The organism is Rhizobium sp. NZLR1b (assembly GCF_019685155.1).
In the GTDB taxonomy this organism is placed as follows: domain Bacteria; phylum Pseudomonadota; class Alphaproteobacteria; order Rhizobiales; family Rhizobiaceae; genus Rhizobium.
In genome coordinates this window covers 17,573-32,550 of record NZ_JABDWC010000036.1, presented here as the reverse complement: position 1 = coordinate 32,550, position 14,978 = coordinate 17,573, and the positions used below count along the sequence as shown (strand labels likewise).

General features: G+C 62.3%; 13 protein-coding genes. 7 read left to right on the top strand and 6 right to left on the bottom strand.

Features of this window, described 5'->3' with window-relative positions:
* Positions 1 to 334: 334 nt before the first annotated feature.
* Together HJB84_RS31540 and HJB84_RS31535 are read left to right on the top strand one after the other, a co-directional pair.
* Positions 335 to 1,579, top strand: a complete 1,245-nt coding sequence (locus HJB84_RS31540; RefSeq protein ID WP_207584263.1) for an aromatic ring-hydroxylating dioxygenase subunit alpha — start codon at positions 335 to 337, stop codon at positions 1,577 to 1,579.
* Positions 1,580 to 1,818: 239 nt separating this feature from the next.
* Positions 1,819 to 2,325, top strand: a complete 507-nt coding sequence (locus HJB84_RS31535; protein WP_207583168.1) for a BA14K family protein — start codon at positions 1,819 to 1,821, stop codon at positions 2,323 to 2,325.
* 244 nt (positions 2,326 to 2,569) lie between these two features.
* Here the strand turns inward: HJB84_RS31535 and HJB84_RS31530 are convergent, their stop codons facing one another.
* Together HJB84_RS31530 and HJB84_RS31525 are read right to left on the bottom strand one after the other, a co-directional pair.
* Complete coding sequence (locus HJB84_RS31530; protein ID WP_164009858.1) at positions 2,570 to 2,833, bottom strand: DUF982 domain-containing protein; 264 nt, start codon at positions 2,831 to 2,833, stop codon at positions 2,570 to 2,572.
* A gap of 248 nt (positions 2,834 to 3,081) precedes the next feature.
* The gene (locus HJB84_RS31525) at positions 3,082 to 4,077 is read right to left on the bottom strand and encodes a transporter (protein ID WP_207583169.1); all 996 of its coding nucleotides are present in this window, start codon (positions 4,075 to 4,077) and stop codon (positions 3,082 to 3,084) included.
* 214 nt (positions 4,078 to 4,291) lie between these two features.
* Here HJB84_RS31525 and HJB84_RS31520 point away from each other — a divergent pair, with 214 nt between their 5' ends.
* Positions 4,292 to 6,070 (top strand): acyl-CoA dehydrogenase, encoded by a 1,779-nt coding sequence (locus HJB84_RS31520; RefSeq protein ID WP_207583170.1) that lies wholly within the window; start codon positions 4,292 to 4,294, stop codon positions 6,068 to 6,070.
* 11 nt (positions 6,071 to 6,081) lie between these two features.
* Complete coding sequence (locus HJB84_RS31515) at positions 6,082 to 6,837, top strand: crotonase/enoyl-CoA hydratase family protein (RefSeq protein ID WP_207583171.1); 756 nt, start codon at positions 6,082 to 6,084, stop codon at positions 6,835 to 6,837.
* A 36-nt stretch (positions 6,838 to 6,873) separates the two neighbouring features.
* On the opposite strand, the gene HJB84_RS31510 is transcribed toward HJB84_RS31515, so the two are convergent.
* Both HJB84_RS31510 and HJB84_RS31505 read right to left on the bottom strand, forming a co-directional pair.
* Positions 6,874 to 7,878: an MBL fold metallo-hydrolase gene (locus HJB84_RS31510; RefSeq protein WP_221117822.1), complete on the bottom strand. Its 1,005-nt coding sequence runs from the start codon at positions 7,876 to 7,878 to the stop codon at positions 6,874 to 6,876.
* A 149-nt stretch (positions 7,879 to 8,027) separates the two neighbouring features.
* A complete protein-coding gene (locus HJB84_RS31505) occupies positions 8,028 to 8,846 on the bottom strand; it encodes an oxidoreductase (RefSeq protein WP_221117821.1) in 819 nt (272 codons plus the stop codon).
* Between the two features lie 87 nt (positions 8,847 to 8,933).
* Here HJB84_RS31505 and HJB84_RS31500 point away from each other — a divergent pair, with 87 nt between their 5' ends.
* Positions 8,934 to 9,392 (top strand): helix-turn-helix domain-containing protein, encoded by a 459-nt coding sequence (locus HJB84_RS31500; protein WP_207583174.1) that lies wholly within the window; start codon positions 8,934 to 8,936, stop codon positions 9,390 to 9,392.
* Positions 9,393 to 9,444: 52 nt separating this feature from the next.
* Here the strand turns inward: HJB84_RS31500 and HJB84_RS31495 are convergent, their stop codons facing one another.
* Together HJB84_RS31495 and HJB84_RS31490 are read right to left on the bottom strand one after the other, a co-directional pair.
* A complete protein-coding gene (locus tag HJB84_RS31495; protein WP_207583175.1) occupies positions 9,445 to 10,695 on the bottom strand; it encodes a class I SAM-dependent RNA methyltransferase in 1,251 nt (416 codons plus the stop codon).
* Positions 10,692 to 11,477, bottom strand: coding sequence for a TlyA family RNA methyltransferase (locus tag HJB84_RS31490; protein WP_405049049.1), 786 nt, complete (start codon positions 11,475 to 11,477; stop codon positions 10,692 to 10,694). The genes HJB84_RS31495 and HJB84_RS31490 overlap by 4 nt, the downstream gene beginning before the upstream one ends.
* Before the next feature lie 92 nt (positions 11,478 to 11,569).
* Here HJB84_RS31490 and HJB84_RS31485 point away from each other — a divergent pair, with 92 nt between their 5' ends.
* Both HJB84_RS31485 and HJB84_RS31480 read left to right on the top strand, forming a co-directional pair.
* Positions 11,570 to 12,562: a DUF4424 domain-containing protein gene (locus tag HJB84_RS31485; protein ID WP_221117819.1), complete on the top strand. Its 993-nt coding sequence runs from the start codon at positions 11,570 to 11,572 to the stop codon at positions 12,560 to 12,562.
* A 238-nt stretch (positions 12,563 to 12,800) separates the two neighbouring features.
* On the top strand, positions 12,801 to 14,747 hold the full coding sequence (locus HJB84_RS31480; RefSeq protein WP_207583178.1) for a methyl-accepting chemotaxis protein: 1,947 nt from the start codon (positions 12,801 to 12,803) through the stop codon (positions 14,745 to 14,747).
* Positions 14,748 to 14,978 lie beyond the last annotated feature (231 nt).

The window sequence follows — 14,978 nt, the reverse complement described above, 5'->3', positions numbered from 1 at the left end:
TGCCGGCAGCTGTCGCAAACGCGATGGACGCCGATATCACCCAGCGAACCTCTTTGCGCAACGGCCCTTTACGCCATGTCGCAATTGACGATAATCGCCTGGAGAGTCGGACGAATGTCAGCGACTGGGATCAGTAGCTTTTGGCTTGCCGCACCCTGTCGTCAATTTCGAAGCCGATGTCGCATTACAACCAAGCGGCAGGGATGCCAGGTGATTAAATGGGCCCAGGTGATTAAATGGCGCCATGAACAATTCTCCCGAAGGAGAAGGAAGCGGGCGCGCTTCCGCCGGCCTTCTGCTCGAGGGTGGCAACCGGGTGCACGAGGACATGAAGATGGATATTCGCAGCAACGTTTTGCGTCAGCTCAAGGGCCGTCGTGAGGGCTTCAGCCTCGAACGGCCGTTTTATATCGACGAGGATTATTTCCAGCTCGACATGGAGATGATCTATTATCGCGACTGGCTGTTCATCGGCCATGATTGCGAATTGCCGAAGCCCGGCGCCTATTTCACCGTCCAGATCGGCAGCTATCCGGTCGTCGTCGTCCGTGGCCGCGACAATGTCATCCGCGCCTTCCACAACAGCTGTCGTCATCGCGGCTCGCGCGTCTGCACCAAGGAGCACGGCTCTTCCGTGCGTCTCGTCTGCCCCTACCATCAGTGGACCTATGATCTTGAAGGCAAGCTCGCCTTCGCCCGCCACATGGGCGATGATTTCGATAAGACCGGCTTCAACCTGAAGCCCGTCCATTGCGAAATCGTCGCGGGCTATGTCTTCATCTGCCTTGCCGATACCGCCCCGGACTTCCAGCCGGTGCGCGACAAGATCGAGCCCTATGTCGCGCCGCACCGGATCAGCGAGAGCAAGGTCGCCTTCCAGAGCACGATCATCGAGAAGGGCAACTGGAAGCTTGTCTGGGAAAATAATCGCGAGTGTTATCACTGCGCCGCCAATCACCCCGAGCTTTGCCGCACCTATCCCGAAGCCCCGAGTGTCACCGGCACGGATGGCGGCGCCGACGATCCCGAGATCGCCGGCCATTGGGCGCGCTGCGAGGCCGCCGGCCTGCCGAGCAAGTTCCAGATGTCGCCGGACGGTCAGTTCCGCACCGCCCGCATGCCGCTGATCGAGGACGCCGAGAGCTACACCATGTCGGGCAAGAGCGCCGTCAAGCGTCCGCTCGCCGACGATATCTCGATCAGCCATATCGGCACCATGCTGCTCTTCCACTACCCAACGACGTGGAACCACCTATTGGGCGACCACGCCATCTCCTTCCGGGTGCTGCCGCTCAGCGCCAATGAGACGGCGGTGACGACAAAGTGGCTGGTCCACAAGGACGCGGTCGAAGGCGTGGATTACAATCTCGAGGAACTGACCCACGTCTGGACCGAGACCAACGACCAAGATCGCCGCATCGTAGAAGAGAACGCCTTCGGCATCCACTCGCCTGCCTATGAACCAGGCCCCTATTCCTCCCTGCACGAGGGCGGTGTCATGCAGTTCCTCGAATGGTATTCCAACTTCATGGTGAACCGCCTGCAGGGCGACCAGGCGAAAATCTCCGCCGTGGCGTAACATTTCGCCCGGAACTGTGCAGCGGTTCCGGGATAACGACATACATAAGACAAAGGACTAAAGCGCGTCCCGGCCGCAATTCCGGGCGCCGTTATCGAGGGCGGCCTCGCGGTTAATGCCCGGTTCAGATCGATTTCTTTAAAGATACGAAAGCAGCCGGCCCCCGGCCGCTTTCGGAACCATTCGGGCACGAAAGCGTTGCTAAACAGGCGGTTATCGCTGTTGAATGGGAGAGAAGAATGTTCGGTTTGAGTAACAAGATCGCGACCGCAGTTCTGGCTGCCGCCGTCGTTCTGACAGGCTTCGTGCCGTCGCAGGCAGTCCAGATGCCAACCGCCCCGCAGGTGGAAAAATCCTCCGCCGTCGAGAACGTCCAATACCGCCGCTACTATCGTCCCGGTTATGGGTCGGGCGGCTACTACCGTCCCGGCTATCGGCCGGGCGCCTATTATCGGCCGGGCTACGGCGGCGGCTACCGCCCCGGCTATTACGGTGGCTATCGCGGATACAGCTATTACCGTCCGGGCTATCGCCACTACAACGGCTACTGGTATCCGCTCGCCGCCTTCGGCGCCGGCGCGGTCATCGGCGGCGCCATTGTCGCGCAACCGCGTTACGTCGAGCCTGCGCCCAGCATGGGTTCAGGCCATGTCGCCTGGTGCGCCAACCGATATCGGTCCTATCGCGCCTACGACAACACGTTCCAACCCTATAACGGCCCGCGTCAGCAGTGCTATTCGCCGTAATGAGGCCGGAATAGGAAGTGGGCATTGCCCTCACGCTAACCCTCTCCCCGTAAAAAACGGAGAGAGGGGACGTGGCAAACGTGGCGTCGCGCGGCCGTCCATTCGGCTTTCTCGGCAAGGTTGACCAAGCCGAGTCCCCACGCCGGCCCGTACCAGCCGCCGCGCAGGGACCTGCCCATGCAGCGGAACGAGAGGGCGGTGGCGTGAAGAAACCGTGAACTCATTTCATCATCGGCTGCGAAACTCAGTGGACGACGGTGATCACCGAAATGCCAGCTTCGTCGGCGGCACGGATAAGCGCTGCTCGCGCGTCCTGAGCCGGAATCTCCCCGTGTATTGCATCCCGGCAAGCCATAATCGCCACGAGGTATTCTTCTCCATCGTCGATCGGCCAGCCAACGGTCAGCATCTCGGCAGCCTGCACGAGAGTTGCGACGAGCTTGTATTTTTCCGGCCCACTCACCACGAGCATCAGAGGGACGAACTCTCCGGATGTGCACCATTTCATGACATTAGGTCTCCCCACGGTAAATACATTAGTAACCGTGCAAGAACCGTTCCGAGCGAGGTGGTGGCATGAACCAACGGATTACCCGAGCGTCGATCGCTGAGATTGTAAAAAACGGGGAGAGGGGACGTGCCCTTAGGGGACGTTAGCGAGGGACGGAGACGTTGCGGCATATCCCCTTCGCCCCGTTTACGGGGAGAAGGGGCCGGCAGGCGGATGGGCAGCAGCGCCCACCCCACCTCTCAGATTCAAAGAATATCCACTCGCCGCAGCAGCCACCAGGCAAAGGCAATCGAGGCGACGATGAGGGCGACGGCGTATTCGGTGCCGTAATCGCCGACGGCGAAGGGCAGGTTTGCGGTGTTCATGCCGAAGAAGCCCGTCACCAGGGTCGGCGGCAGCAGGAAGGCCGTCATGATCGACAGCAGATAGAGGTGGCGGTTGGTCTCGGAGGATTGTTTGGAATCGATTTCTTCGTGCAGCAGGCGCGCCCGGTCCTGCAGCGCGTAAATATCGTGGTCGACCGTTTCCAGCCGGCTTGTCAGCCGCCGCGCCACATCATCGAAGCCGAATGGCATCTCGTCGTCGTCGGCCGCCGCCGCACGGCGCATCAGCGCCAGCACCGTGCGCAGATGGCGATGCAGCCGGACGACGGTGCGCCGGACCGGCGCCAGCCGCCGGCGTTCGTCGCGCGGCGCATTGTCGTAGACAAAATCCTCGATCAGGTTCAGCTCTTCGGTGAGTTCCATGACGATCGCGATCAGCGTGCGCTGAAACTCGATCACCAGCAGTTCGAACAGATCGACCGGCCGTGAAAATTTTCCCGGATTTTTTTCGATCAGCGCCCGCGCCCGCTCGACGCTGCGCAGCGGCTGCAGCCTCGTGGTGATGATGAAACGGTCGGACATGGCAAAATGCAGCCAGCCGAGATTGTTGGTATCCTGGGCGAAATCGCGCTGGCAGTCGACGAGCGTGCCGTAGAGCATCTGCTCGTCGACGGTGATGGTCGCGTGCGTGTCACGCGTCGTCAGCGCCGATTTCGCGTCCTCCGTCAGTCCGGCGAGCGTTTCGAGCAATGCCGGCACGCGGGCGTCAACAAGGTTGAGGTGCAGCCAGTAGAAACAATTGTCGGCGATGAGGTCCGCCACCGTCGCACTGTTGTTCAGACGCACCGCCGTCTTTTCATCCGGCGAGAAGCGATAGGCCCAGACGAAACCGGGTATGTTGACGGGCAATGTATCCATTGGTCGCCGATCCCTTGCGAAGGCGATGTCCTTACAGCCTCTTCATGACGTTCATTTGTGCAAGAGTGCAAGAGCCGGGCTGTGATGTCGGGCAAACTATTGCACGACAGTCAATGGAATCGAAATTGACGTTTACGTAAAAATCAATTAGCCCTTTGCCTCGGAGGGGCTTTGCCCAAATACAGGAAGTGCAGGCCGTCTGCGGAGGAAAACCATGTACAAGGCGCCCGTCGAGGAAATCGCGTTCACGTTGAAGCATGTCGCCGGCATGGGCGAGGCGATTTCAGCAGGCTTGCTCCGCGATCTCGGCGAAGATCTGGTCGATGCGATCCTGGCCGAGGCGGGACGTTTTGCCACAGAGGAAGTGGCGCCTCTCGCAGACATCGGCGACCGGCAGGGCGCCCGTTTGATCGATGGTGAGGTCCGGCTGCCGGATGGCTGGCGCGATCTCTATCGCAACTGGATCGCCGGCGGCTGGAACGGCCTGACGGCACCCGAAGCTTTCGGCGGCCAGGCCCTGCCGCATATGCTGAATGTCGCAGCGCTGGAAATGTGGAATTCCGGTTCCATGGCCTTTGCGCTTGCCCCAACGCTGACGATGGGCGCCATCGAGGCGGTCAGCACCCATGGCAGTGCTGCGCTGAAGCAGAAATACCTGGCAAAGATGGTGTCCGGCGAATGGACCGGCACCATGAACCTGACCGAGCCGCATGCCGGTTCCGATCTCGGCGTGCTCAAGGCCCGCGCCGAGCGCCGCGCCGACGGCAGCTACCGCATATCAGGCCAGAAGATCTTCATTACCTGGGGCGACCACGACGCGGCCGACAATATCATTCATCTGGTGCTGGCCCGCCTGCCGGATGCGCCGGCCGGCACCCGCGGCATCTCGCTCTTCCTGGTGCCGAAATTCCTGGTGAACGATGACGGCTCGCTCGGTGCCCGCAACGATCTGTTCTGCCACTCGCTGGAGCACAAGCTTGGCATCCACGGCTCGCCGACCTGCACGATGATCTATGGCGACGGCCGGTTCGGCGACGAAAAGGGTGCCGTGGGATGGCTGGTCGGCGAGGAGAACAAGGGGCTCGCCTGCATGTTCACAATGATGAACAATGCCCGTCTGGCCGTCGGCATTCAGGGCGTGGCGATCGCCGAGGCCGCTACCCAGAAGGCGCTCGCCTATGCCAAGGAACGCACCCAGGGCAGGGCGCCCGGCTGGAGCGGCGCCGGCATGAGCCCGATCGTCGACCATCCCGATGTTGCCCGCATGCTGCTGACGATGAAGGCGCTGACGCAGGGGTCACGCGCCATTTCCTATGCCTGCGCCCATGCGATCGACATGTCCCACCGGGCGGGCGATGACAGCCGTCACTGGCAGGAGCGTGCCGCGCTGCTGACGCCGATTGCTAAATCCTTTTCGACCGATGCCGGCGTCGAGGTTGCCTCGCTCGGCATTCAGGTGCATGGCGGCATGGGCTTCATCGAGGAGACGGGGGCAGCGCGGTACTTGCGTGATGCCCGCATCGCGCCGATCTACGAGGGCACCAACGGCATCCAGGCGATCGACCTCGTCACCCGCAAGCTGCCGCTCTCCGGCGGCGATCAGGTCAAGGGCTTCATCGCCGAGCTGAAGGAGATCGCCGACAATGTCCGCCGCTCCAATCTCGGTGGTCTTGGCGAAACCGCCGCCAGGCTCGACACAGCGATCGCCGATCTCGAAACGGCGACCGGCTGGCTCATCAAGATCCTGACCGATGGCAAGGCCACCGAGGCGCTCTCAGGTGCAACACCCTATCAGCGCCTGTTCGGCCTCGTGCTCACCGGCTGTTACCTCGCCAAGGGGGCTCTTGCCGAAAGCGGCGATGGCAGAGGCGAGGGCCGCATCGCGCTCTGCCGCTTCGCCGCCGAAAATCTGATGGCCGAGACCACAGCCCTTTGTGACCGGGTGGTGAATGGCGCTGCGAGCCTCGCCGCCGCCCGCATTCTGCTTGCTTGAGGACATTTCCAATGACCGATCACATCATCGTCGAGCAGCCTTCCGCCCACCCTGGCGTCCAGCTCATCCGCTTCAACCGGCCGGAGAAGAAGAACGCCATCACCCGCGCCATGTACCGGACAATGGCCGATGCGCTGAAGGCGGCCGATGCCGATCCCGCCATCCGCGCCACCGCCTTTCTTGGTACCCAGGGCTGCTTTTCCGCCGGCAATGATCTAAACGACTTCCTTGTCGCCGCAGTCGGTGGCAGCGGCCTGGAGCAGGAGATCCTAGATTTCCTCTATGCGCTGGTGAAGGCCGAAAAACCCGTGGTCTCGGGCGTCGACGGACTGGCGATCGGCATCGGCACGACGATCCATCTCCATTGCGACCTGACCATCGCTTCCAGCCGCAGCCAGTTCCGTACTCCCTTCGTCGACCTGGCTCTGGTGCCGGAAGCGGGTTCCAGCCTCGTTGCGCCACGCCTGATGGGCCACCAGCGCGCCTTCGCCCTGCTGGCCGCCGGCGAAGCCTTCTCGGCCGCCGAGGCGAAGGACGCCGGTCTCATCTGGAAGGTGGTTGAACCCGGCGAGGTCGATGGGCTGACGCTGGCGACCGCAGCTCGGCTCGCCGCCAAACCGCCGGAGGCGCTGCGCATCGCCCGTAATCTCATCCGCAGCGACAGCGGCGAGATCATCGCCCGCATCGACGAGGAGGCCCGCCATTTCTCCGCCCGTCTGAAAAGTGCCGAGGCCCGGGCCGCCTTCGAAGCCTTCATGCGCCGCTAAACCGTATCAGATGAAGCAAGTTTGACGCGACGCGCTTTAGAGCTTGGGCACATCGAAGACCTCGCCCGCCCTGAGCGCCCGGAATCGTTCCGGGGGAATATCATGTTCGCTCATAGCGTTTTGCAGCGCTCTTGTCGGCGCGTCGACCGCCTCGTCTGTCAGTTGGAACGTCGCGAAGTGATGCCCCGCCACATAGGCCGCATTTGCCAACTTCATCCCGATGACCGCTTCCTGCGGATTCTGGTGCTGGCCTTTCATGAACCATCGCGGCTCATAGGCGCCGAAGGGTAAAATCGCCAAGCGAAAGCCACCATGCTTCTGCTGTGCCGCCTTGTAATTGATGCCGCGGTGAAAGCCCGTATCGCCGACGTGATAGATTTTTCCGGCGGGAGTCGATAAGGCGAACGACGCCCAGAGCGCCATTCGGCGATCGGCGCCGCCGCGGGCGGACCAATGATGTGCCGGCTCCGCATCAATGCTGATGCCGGCGTGCGAGATGCGCTCGCCCCAGTCCATCGATGTCATCTCTATATCGGGCACGGCGCGGCGGATGATCGTGTCATTGCCGAGTGGTGTCACCACACGCGGCCGATGCTTGGCGCTCAAGCGCCTGAGTGTCGCGATATCGAGATGATCATAATGATTGTGCGATACCAGCACGAGATCGATTGGCGGCAGATCATCGAACGCGATGCCCGGTTGGACGACGCGTTTGGGTCCAGCAAAAGTAAAGGGGCTTACGCGCTCCGACCACACCGGGTCGGTAAGGATATTGAGCCCAGCGACCTGTACGAGCACTGTTGCATGGCCAACCATGGTCACCCGTAGATCCTCGCCGTCGACACGTGGATCCGGCTTGGCCGCCGCATATGGACTTGGCACCGACCGCGGCCAACGATCACGGCCACCGCCGAATTGCCACCGCAGCAAATCGCGGAAACCAAGGGGCTCGATACCTTCGGGATTGAAGAAATGCGTGCCGTCGAAGTGATCGGACACCGGGCCGTTATAATAGGGATTACGTCTTTTGGTCTTGCGCATTCGAAATCGGTCTCGTTTGCTTACAGCGCCGCGCGTCTTTTCAGACGCGTAAACGACGCTGTAACACTTTGAATCGCCGCATATGCAGTAGAACAGGATGATTTTAAGCGTGTCGGCTCAAAATCTGAATCCTGTTCTAAAATAGAGAGTCAGATTGATGCAGGAAGCTCGTTGACCTTGCGCAGCAGGCTGTCGACCAGACGCTCCGGCAGGTAGCGGCGAAGCGAGCGGACCTGACGCGACTGCTTGCCGGCGGAATAGCGCAGCTTCGGCTTCTTGGCGGTTGCGGCTTTGACGACCATATCGGCGACGACCTGCGGCGCGTCGCCCGCCGCTACCCACTTGCGCATCAGAGCCTCGCTCCGGGCCCGCTCCGAGTCGTAGACCGGAAGCGGTTGATCTGCGCGTGTCAGGTTCTCCTCGAAGGATGTTTTGGTGACGCCGGGTTGGACGAGAACGACACGGATACCGAAGTTGCGCACTTCATGATCGAGCGATTCCGAATAGCCTTCGATTGCATGTTTGGTTGAGGCATAGAAGGCGTTGTAGGGGGATGGGATCAGTCCGAGGATCGAGCTCATGTTGACGATCCGGCCGCTCTTCTGCTTGCGCATGACCGGCAGCACGGCATTGACGACACGGGCGACGCCGAAAAGGTTGACGTCGAAAAGCCGCTGGGCCTGGTCGATCGATGATTCTTCCGCGCCTCCAAGCAGGCCGACCCCGGCATTGTTGACGACAAGATCGATCCGGCCGGCCTGTTGCAGGATCTCGGCAATCACAGCCTCCACCGAGGCCTTATCCGTCACGTCGCAGATCAGCATGGTGATGCCAGGCTTGTCAGCAACCTGTTTGCGGCTGGTCCCATAGACGCGATAGCCGGCTTTCGCCAGCGATTGGGCTGTGACAAGGCCAATGCCGGAGGAAGCGCCGGTAACCAGGGCAATGTTTTTGGTTCTGTCGATCATGCTGTCAGCTTTCATTAGGGTGTGGATCATTGGCTGACGCTGTGTTACTATCTTTTCGATATCGTGTCACTATCGAAAAGATACTCAATGAAAAATAATTCAATTCTCCAGTGCCCGGTGGCCCGCGGCCTTAACTCTGTGGGTGATGCGTGGAGCATTCTGGTCCTGCGGGATGCACATACCGGCCTTACCCGGTTCGACCAGTTCAGGAAGAGCCTCGGCATTGTGCCGACCATGCTCACCAAGCGCCTTAAAGCGCTGACCGACGACGGTCTGCTGGAAAAGCGCCTCTACTCAGAGCGACCGCCCCGCGAGGAATACTTGCTGACCGAAGCAGGCCGGGATTTCCTGCCGGTGCTGATGATGATCGGGGCTTGGGCGCACCGCCACTGCGATGGCGAACTCGCCCGCTATGTCGATGTCGAAACGGGCTCAGAGATCGAGCCCATCGCAATCGATGCGGTTACGGGTGCAAAGCTCGGAACGCGGGCAATGCGGCTGAGTGCTGGCCAGGAACGGAATTCGGCAACCCATAAAGATGCTTGAGGGCATAGCGCCCTCGGCACTGACGGAAGGGGTGAGCCGACGGGCGGCCCGCCTATTTCTCCAGCGTCGCCACCACCTCGACATGCGAGGTCCAGAGGAACTGGTCGATCGGCGTCACCCCGGTGATCCGGTAGCCGCCCTCGACGAGGATCGCCAGGTCGCGCGCCAGCGTCAGCGGATTGCAGCTGACGGCCACGATCCTCTTCACCGCTGAGCGGGCAAGCTCCTTGCACTGGAATTCGGCACCGGCCCGCGGCGGATCGAAGACGACGGCGTCATAGGGCTTGAACTCCTGCGTCATCAACGGGCGGCGGAAGAGATCACGCTTCTCGATGGTCACCGGCTTCAATCCAGGAGTGTTGCGGGCGGCATGATCGAGGGCGGCGAGCGCCTTTGCCTCGGCTTCGACGGCATGCACGCGGCCGATCCGCGCCAGCCGCAGCGAGAACGTGCCGGAGCCGGCAAAGAGATCGGCGATCCGCTTCGCCTTGCCGGCATGGGCAAGCACCAGCTCGGCCATCGCTTCTTCCGCCGGCTTGGTCGCCTGGGTGAAGCCGCCCGGCGGCGGTGAAACCTGAATGCTGCCGAAATCGACGAGCGGCTTCGACGGCTCGATGAGGATTTCGCCGTTCAGCGAAACACGGGCGATGCCGCGCAGGCCGAGCACGGTCTCAACCGCCTTGCGCCGCTGCGGATCGGACAGTTTCTTCACCTCGTCGACCGCAATGTCGAGGCCGGAAAGCGTTTCGAGCACGGAGACGCGAAAGGGTTCGGCATTGGTCGCCAGCGCGGCGGCAATGGCCCGGATCGCCGGTAGCCGGGCGATGATCCCTGCCGACGAGATCGGACATTCCTCGATGGCGACGATATGATGGCTTTCGGCCTGGTTGAAACCAACAAGCATGTCCTTCTCGGTCTTGCGCGCCGCAAACACCACGCGCCGGCGCTCGCCCGGCCGGGCCGGAACGATCTCGCCAACCTCAGGCGTCAGCCCCTTCGATTTCAGCGCATCGATGACCAGCTGGCGCTTGAAGGCGCGGTATGGCGCATCTGCCATATGCTGCAGCGTGCAGCCGCCGCAGGTGCCGTTGACGCCATCCAGGCCGAAATGTCGACAGGGCGGCTCCTGCCGGTCGGGCGAGGGCGTCGTGATCGACATGATCGTGCCCTGGCTTTTGACGCGGGCGATCGCCACCGTTTCCCCCGGCAGAGAAAACGGCACATAGACAGGGCCGCCGGCATTGCTGGCGATACCGTCGCCCTGGGCGCCGAGCTTCTCGATCGTGACGGTTTCGGTGCTCACGGTTTCAATCCTGCCAGAAGAAATTCCTGATTGCCGTCGCCGCCGGAAATCGGGGAGGGGATGAGGCCGAGGCTGTTCCAGCCCATGTCCTCGGTGAACCAGCGCGCAAGCTCCGCAGCGACGGCGGGAGCCGACGCGGGATCCTTCAACAGTCCGCCCTTGCCGATCGCTTCGCGCCCGGCCTCGAACTGCGGCTTGACCAGCAGCACGGCGACAGTACCCGGCTCGGCGATCTCGAGAGCCGGCGCCAGTGCCAGCTTCAGCGAGATGAAAGAGACATCGGAAACGATGAACGTGGCGGGATCACCGATATCCTCTGCCGTCAGATTGCGGGCATTGAGGCCTTCTTTGTTCGTGACACGCGGATCGCCTGAAATGCGCGGGTGCATCTGCCCATGGCCGACATCGATCGCGGTGACATGCACGGCACCGCGTTGCAGCAGCACCTCGGTGAAGCCGCCGGTGGACGCGCCGATATCCAGACAGTGATGGCCGGCGGGATCGAGCTGGAAATGATCGAGGGCTGCGGCAAGCTTCAGCGCGGCGCGCGAGACATAGTCCTGCGCCGGGTCGTCGATCTCGATCTCAGCGTCGTCGCCGAAGACCGCCCCGGCTTTCGTTATGACCTGGCCGGCGATCCTGACGGTGCCGCGTTGCACGGCGTCGCGAGCCCGCGAGCGGCTGGCGAAAAGGCCGCGGGAGACGAGAAGTTGGTCGAGGCGTTGGCTGTTTTGATCGGACATCGGCTGTGAATGACCGGCAAAGCCGCCGGTTGCAAGCATTTTGTTCCAGACAGCGTCATTGACCCTCGAAAGCTTTCGGCGATAATCCTGCCGCGGCGATCACGGGGCGGCCGCAGACACGGGGGTGTTTTATGCTGAAGCTCTTCACTCTTCTCGTCGCGGCGGGGATCGCAGCCCCCGCGCTGGCGAACGACACCATGGCCGAGGTCAAGACCGGCGGGCTGATTTTTGCCCAGTCCGACGATGTCAGCATGGCGGAGGAAAATCTCTTCATCTCCGCTTCGCAAGTGCGTGTCGACTACGTGTTCGAGAATACGTCCGACAAGGATGTCGAAAGCCTGGTCGCCTTCCCGATGCCCGATATATCAGGCCAGGTGGACAACAACTCCGCCATCTCCGACTACGACAGCGACAATTTCCTGCATTTCTCCACCGTGCAGGATGGTAGGCCGATCACCGCCAAGCTGCAGCAGCGCGTCGTCTCGCTCGGCATCGACGTCACCGACGAGCTGGCCAAAAACGGCATTCCCGTCCTGCCTTACAGCCAGAAGACCCGCGACGCGCTCGCCAAGCTTCCCGAAACCGTCCGGAAGGACTGGATCGCCCGCGGCCTGATTTATCCCATGACCGACGCCGATGTCGTGCCGCTCTGGACGCTCCGCTCGACCTATTGGTGGCGCACCACCTTTCCGGCCAAAAAGAAGGTCAGCGTCGAGCATCGCTACCAGCCGGCCGTCGGCGGCACCGTCGCCATCAGCTTTCTCGAAAACGGCGAGCCGAAGGGCGAACGCTTCGAGGAATATTCCCGCAAATACTGCCTCGACGCAGATTTCGTCCGGGTTGCCCAGCAGCATGTCCGGGAAGCCGAGGCCGGCGGCGCCAACTATACCGAAAGCTGGATCTCCTATGTGCTGTCGACCGGCGCCAACTGGGCGGGACCGATCCGGCGCTTCCAGCTGACGATCGACAAGGGCAAGCCCGGCAGTCTCATCAGCTTCTGCGGCAGCAACGTCGAGAAAATCGGCCCGACGACCTTCCGGATGACCGCCGAGGATTTCGATCCCGCCAAGGACTTCGACATCCTCGTCCTCAATCCGCCGGAAGCGGAACCGAAGCAGCCTTGATTTAAGCATTTTAATCACGGCCCTGATCTTTGTTGCGGCGCACAATTTAAACAAATTTAAAGCCCGCCCGCATAGGTTCGGTTCGATTGCGGCGGTTCATTTGAACCGCTTCGTGCCATGAAGGCAAAGGCGTCTGCACGCCGATCATGTTCCCAATTCAAAAAAAAAGGCCTTGCGGTTGCGACTCGCGCGCGACCGGCCTTTCGCCGCGTCGACTGCCGTCAGGAGAAATTCACCGATGTCCGCCAAAAACATATCCTTGAACGGGAAGCTTGCGGCCACGTTCGCAGCCCTCATTCTGATTTTCGTCGCTGTCTCCGCCTTCGTTTATTCCAAGGCGACGGCGTCGGCGTCAGCGTCAGCCGAGCAGGAAAAGTCCGAGCTGCTCGTCAACCAGATCGACGATGCGCTGCAGGCGATGCTCGAGCAGGCCGTCAACCTGCGCGGCTTTATCCTGTTCCGCAGCGACAGCACCTATGGCGATGTCTTCGCCAATCGCGAGCGCATGCTGAAGGCGATTGCCGCCGCCAGGCAGACGGCGGGAGCCGAGCCGCAGCTGGTCGAGATGATCGACGGCATGCAGAAGGCCGCCGACCTCTATTTCCATGAACTTGCCGAGCCGCAGACCAAGGCGCGCAAGGAAACCGACATGCCGATCGAAGAGATCATCAAGATCGGCGTCAACGCCACCAAGGGCCAGCTCGACGGCTTCCGCCAGGCCTCGGCCAAGATCAAGGCCAGCGCCCGCGAAAAGTCCGATGCGCTGGCTGAAATCCGCGCCGATGCCAACAGCGATCTGAAGACGACGCTGCTTGCCGGCGGTATCGTCGCCTCGCTCGCCGCCGCCGTGCTCGCCTGGTTGATGTCGCGCACCATCGTCCGCCCGATCGTCGGCATGACCGGAGCCATGGATCGCCTCGCCGGCGGTGAGCACGATATCGAGGTCCCGGCGACCGACCGCGGCGACGAAGTCGGCCGCATGGCCCAGTCGGTGCTGGTCTTCAAGCAGGCGGCGATCGAGAAGCTGCGCCTTGCCGGCGAGACCGACCGCATGCGTGATGACGCCGAACGCCAGCGCCGGGCAGGCGACGAGCAGAAGGCCCGCGAGGAAGGCGAGATCCGCCATGCCATCGACGCTCTGGCGGGCGGCCTTGCCGAGCTTGCCAATGGCGATATGGCCGGCCGTCTCCAGACGCCGTTTGCGCCGCAATATGACAGCCTGCGCAATGACTTCAACCATGCCGTCGAAAAGCTGCAGGCAGCCCTGCAATCAGTCGGCCGCAACGCCTCGGCGATCAATGCCGGCGCCGGCGAAATCCGCTCGGCCGCCGACGATCTCGCCCACCGCACCGAACAGCAGGCTGCCGCCGTCGAACAGACCGCCGCAGCGCTCGAGCAGGTGACGACGACCGTCCGCGACAGCGCCAAGCGCGCCGAGGATGCCGGCAATCTCGTCGAGCGCACCCGCCTTGGTGCCGAAAAATCCGGCGAAGTCGTCCGCAAGGCGGTCTCCGCCATGCAGCAGATCGAAAAGTCCTCGGGCGAAATCTCCAACATCATCGGCGTCATCGATGACATCGCCTTCCAGACCAACCTGTTGGCTCTGAACGCCGGCGTCGAAGCCGCCCGCGCCGGCGATGCCGGCAAGGGCTTTGCCGTCGTCGCTCAGGAAGTGCGCGAGCTTGCTCAGCGCTCGGCCAAGGCGGCCAAGGAGATCAAGGCGCTGATCACCACCTCGGGCGAACAGGTCGTTGCCGGCGTCTCCCTCGTCGGCGAGACCGGCAAGGCGCTGGAAGCGATCGTCGCCGAAGTGCAGGAGATCAACCGTAACGTCAGCGCCATCGTCACCGCCACCCGCGAACAGTCGATCGGCCTGCAGGAGATCAACACCGCCGTCAACAACATGGACCAGGGCACCCAGCAGAATGCCGCCATGGTCGAGGAGCAGACCGCGGCAAGCCATGCGCTCGCTCAAGAAGCAAGTGCGCTGGATGAATTGCTGCGCCAGTTTAAGCTCGGCCAGACGAGGCCGGATGCCGCAGCATCGCGCGCCACCGTCGCCGCCCCCAACGCCCGCCCGGTCGCCTCGCCAGCCCGCGCCCTGACCCGCACGGTGGCCAAGGCCTTTGGCGGCAGGCAGGCAACGGCCGCAGCTGCGGTGCAGGAGGACTGGACGGAGTTCTGAGAGGGCGCTCTTCTTCGAAAGAGGACGTCAAATGCAGAGGGCGGTGCAGTGGATGCGCCGCCCTTTTTCATGGTGATATGGCCATTGTGGAGCTCGCGGCCCCCTCATCCGCCCTACGGGCACCTTCACCCCAAGGGGAGAAGGGGGAATCGCGACGTTGCCGCAAATCTCTTCTCCCCTCGGGGAGAAGGTGCCGGCAGGCGGACGAGGGGGGCGGAACGGCACGCCGTC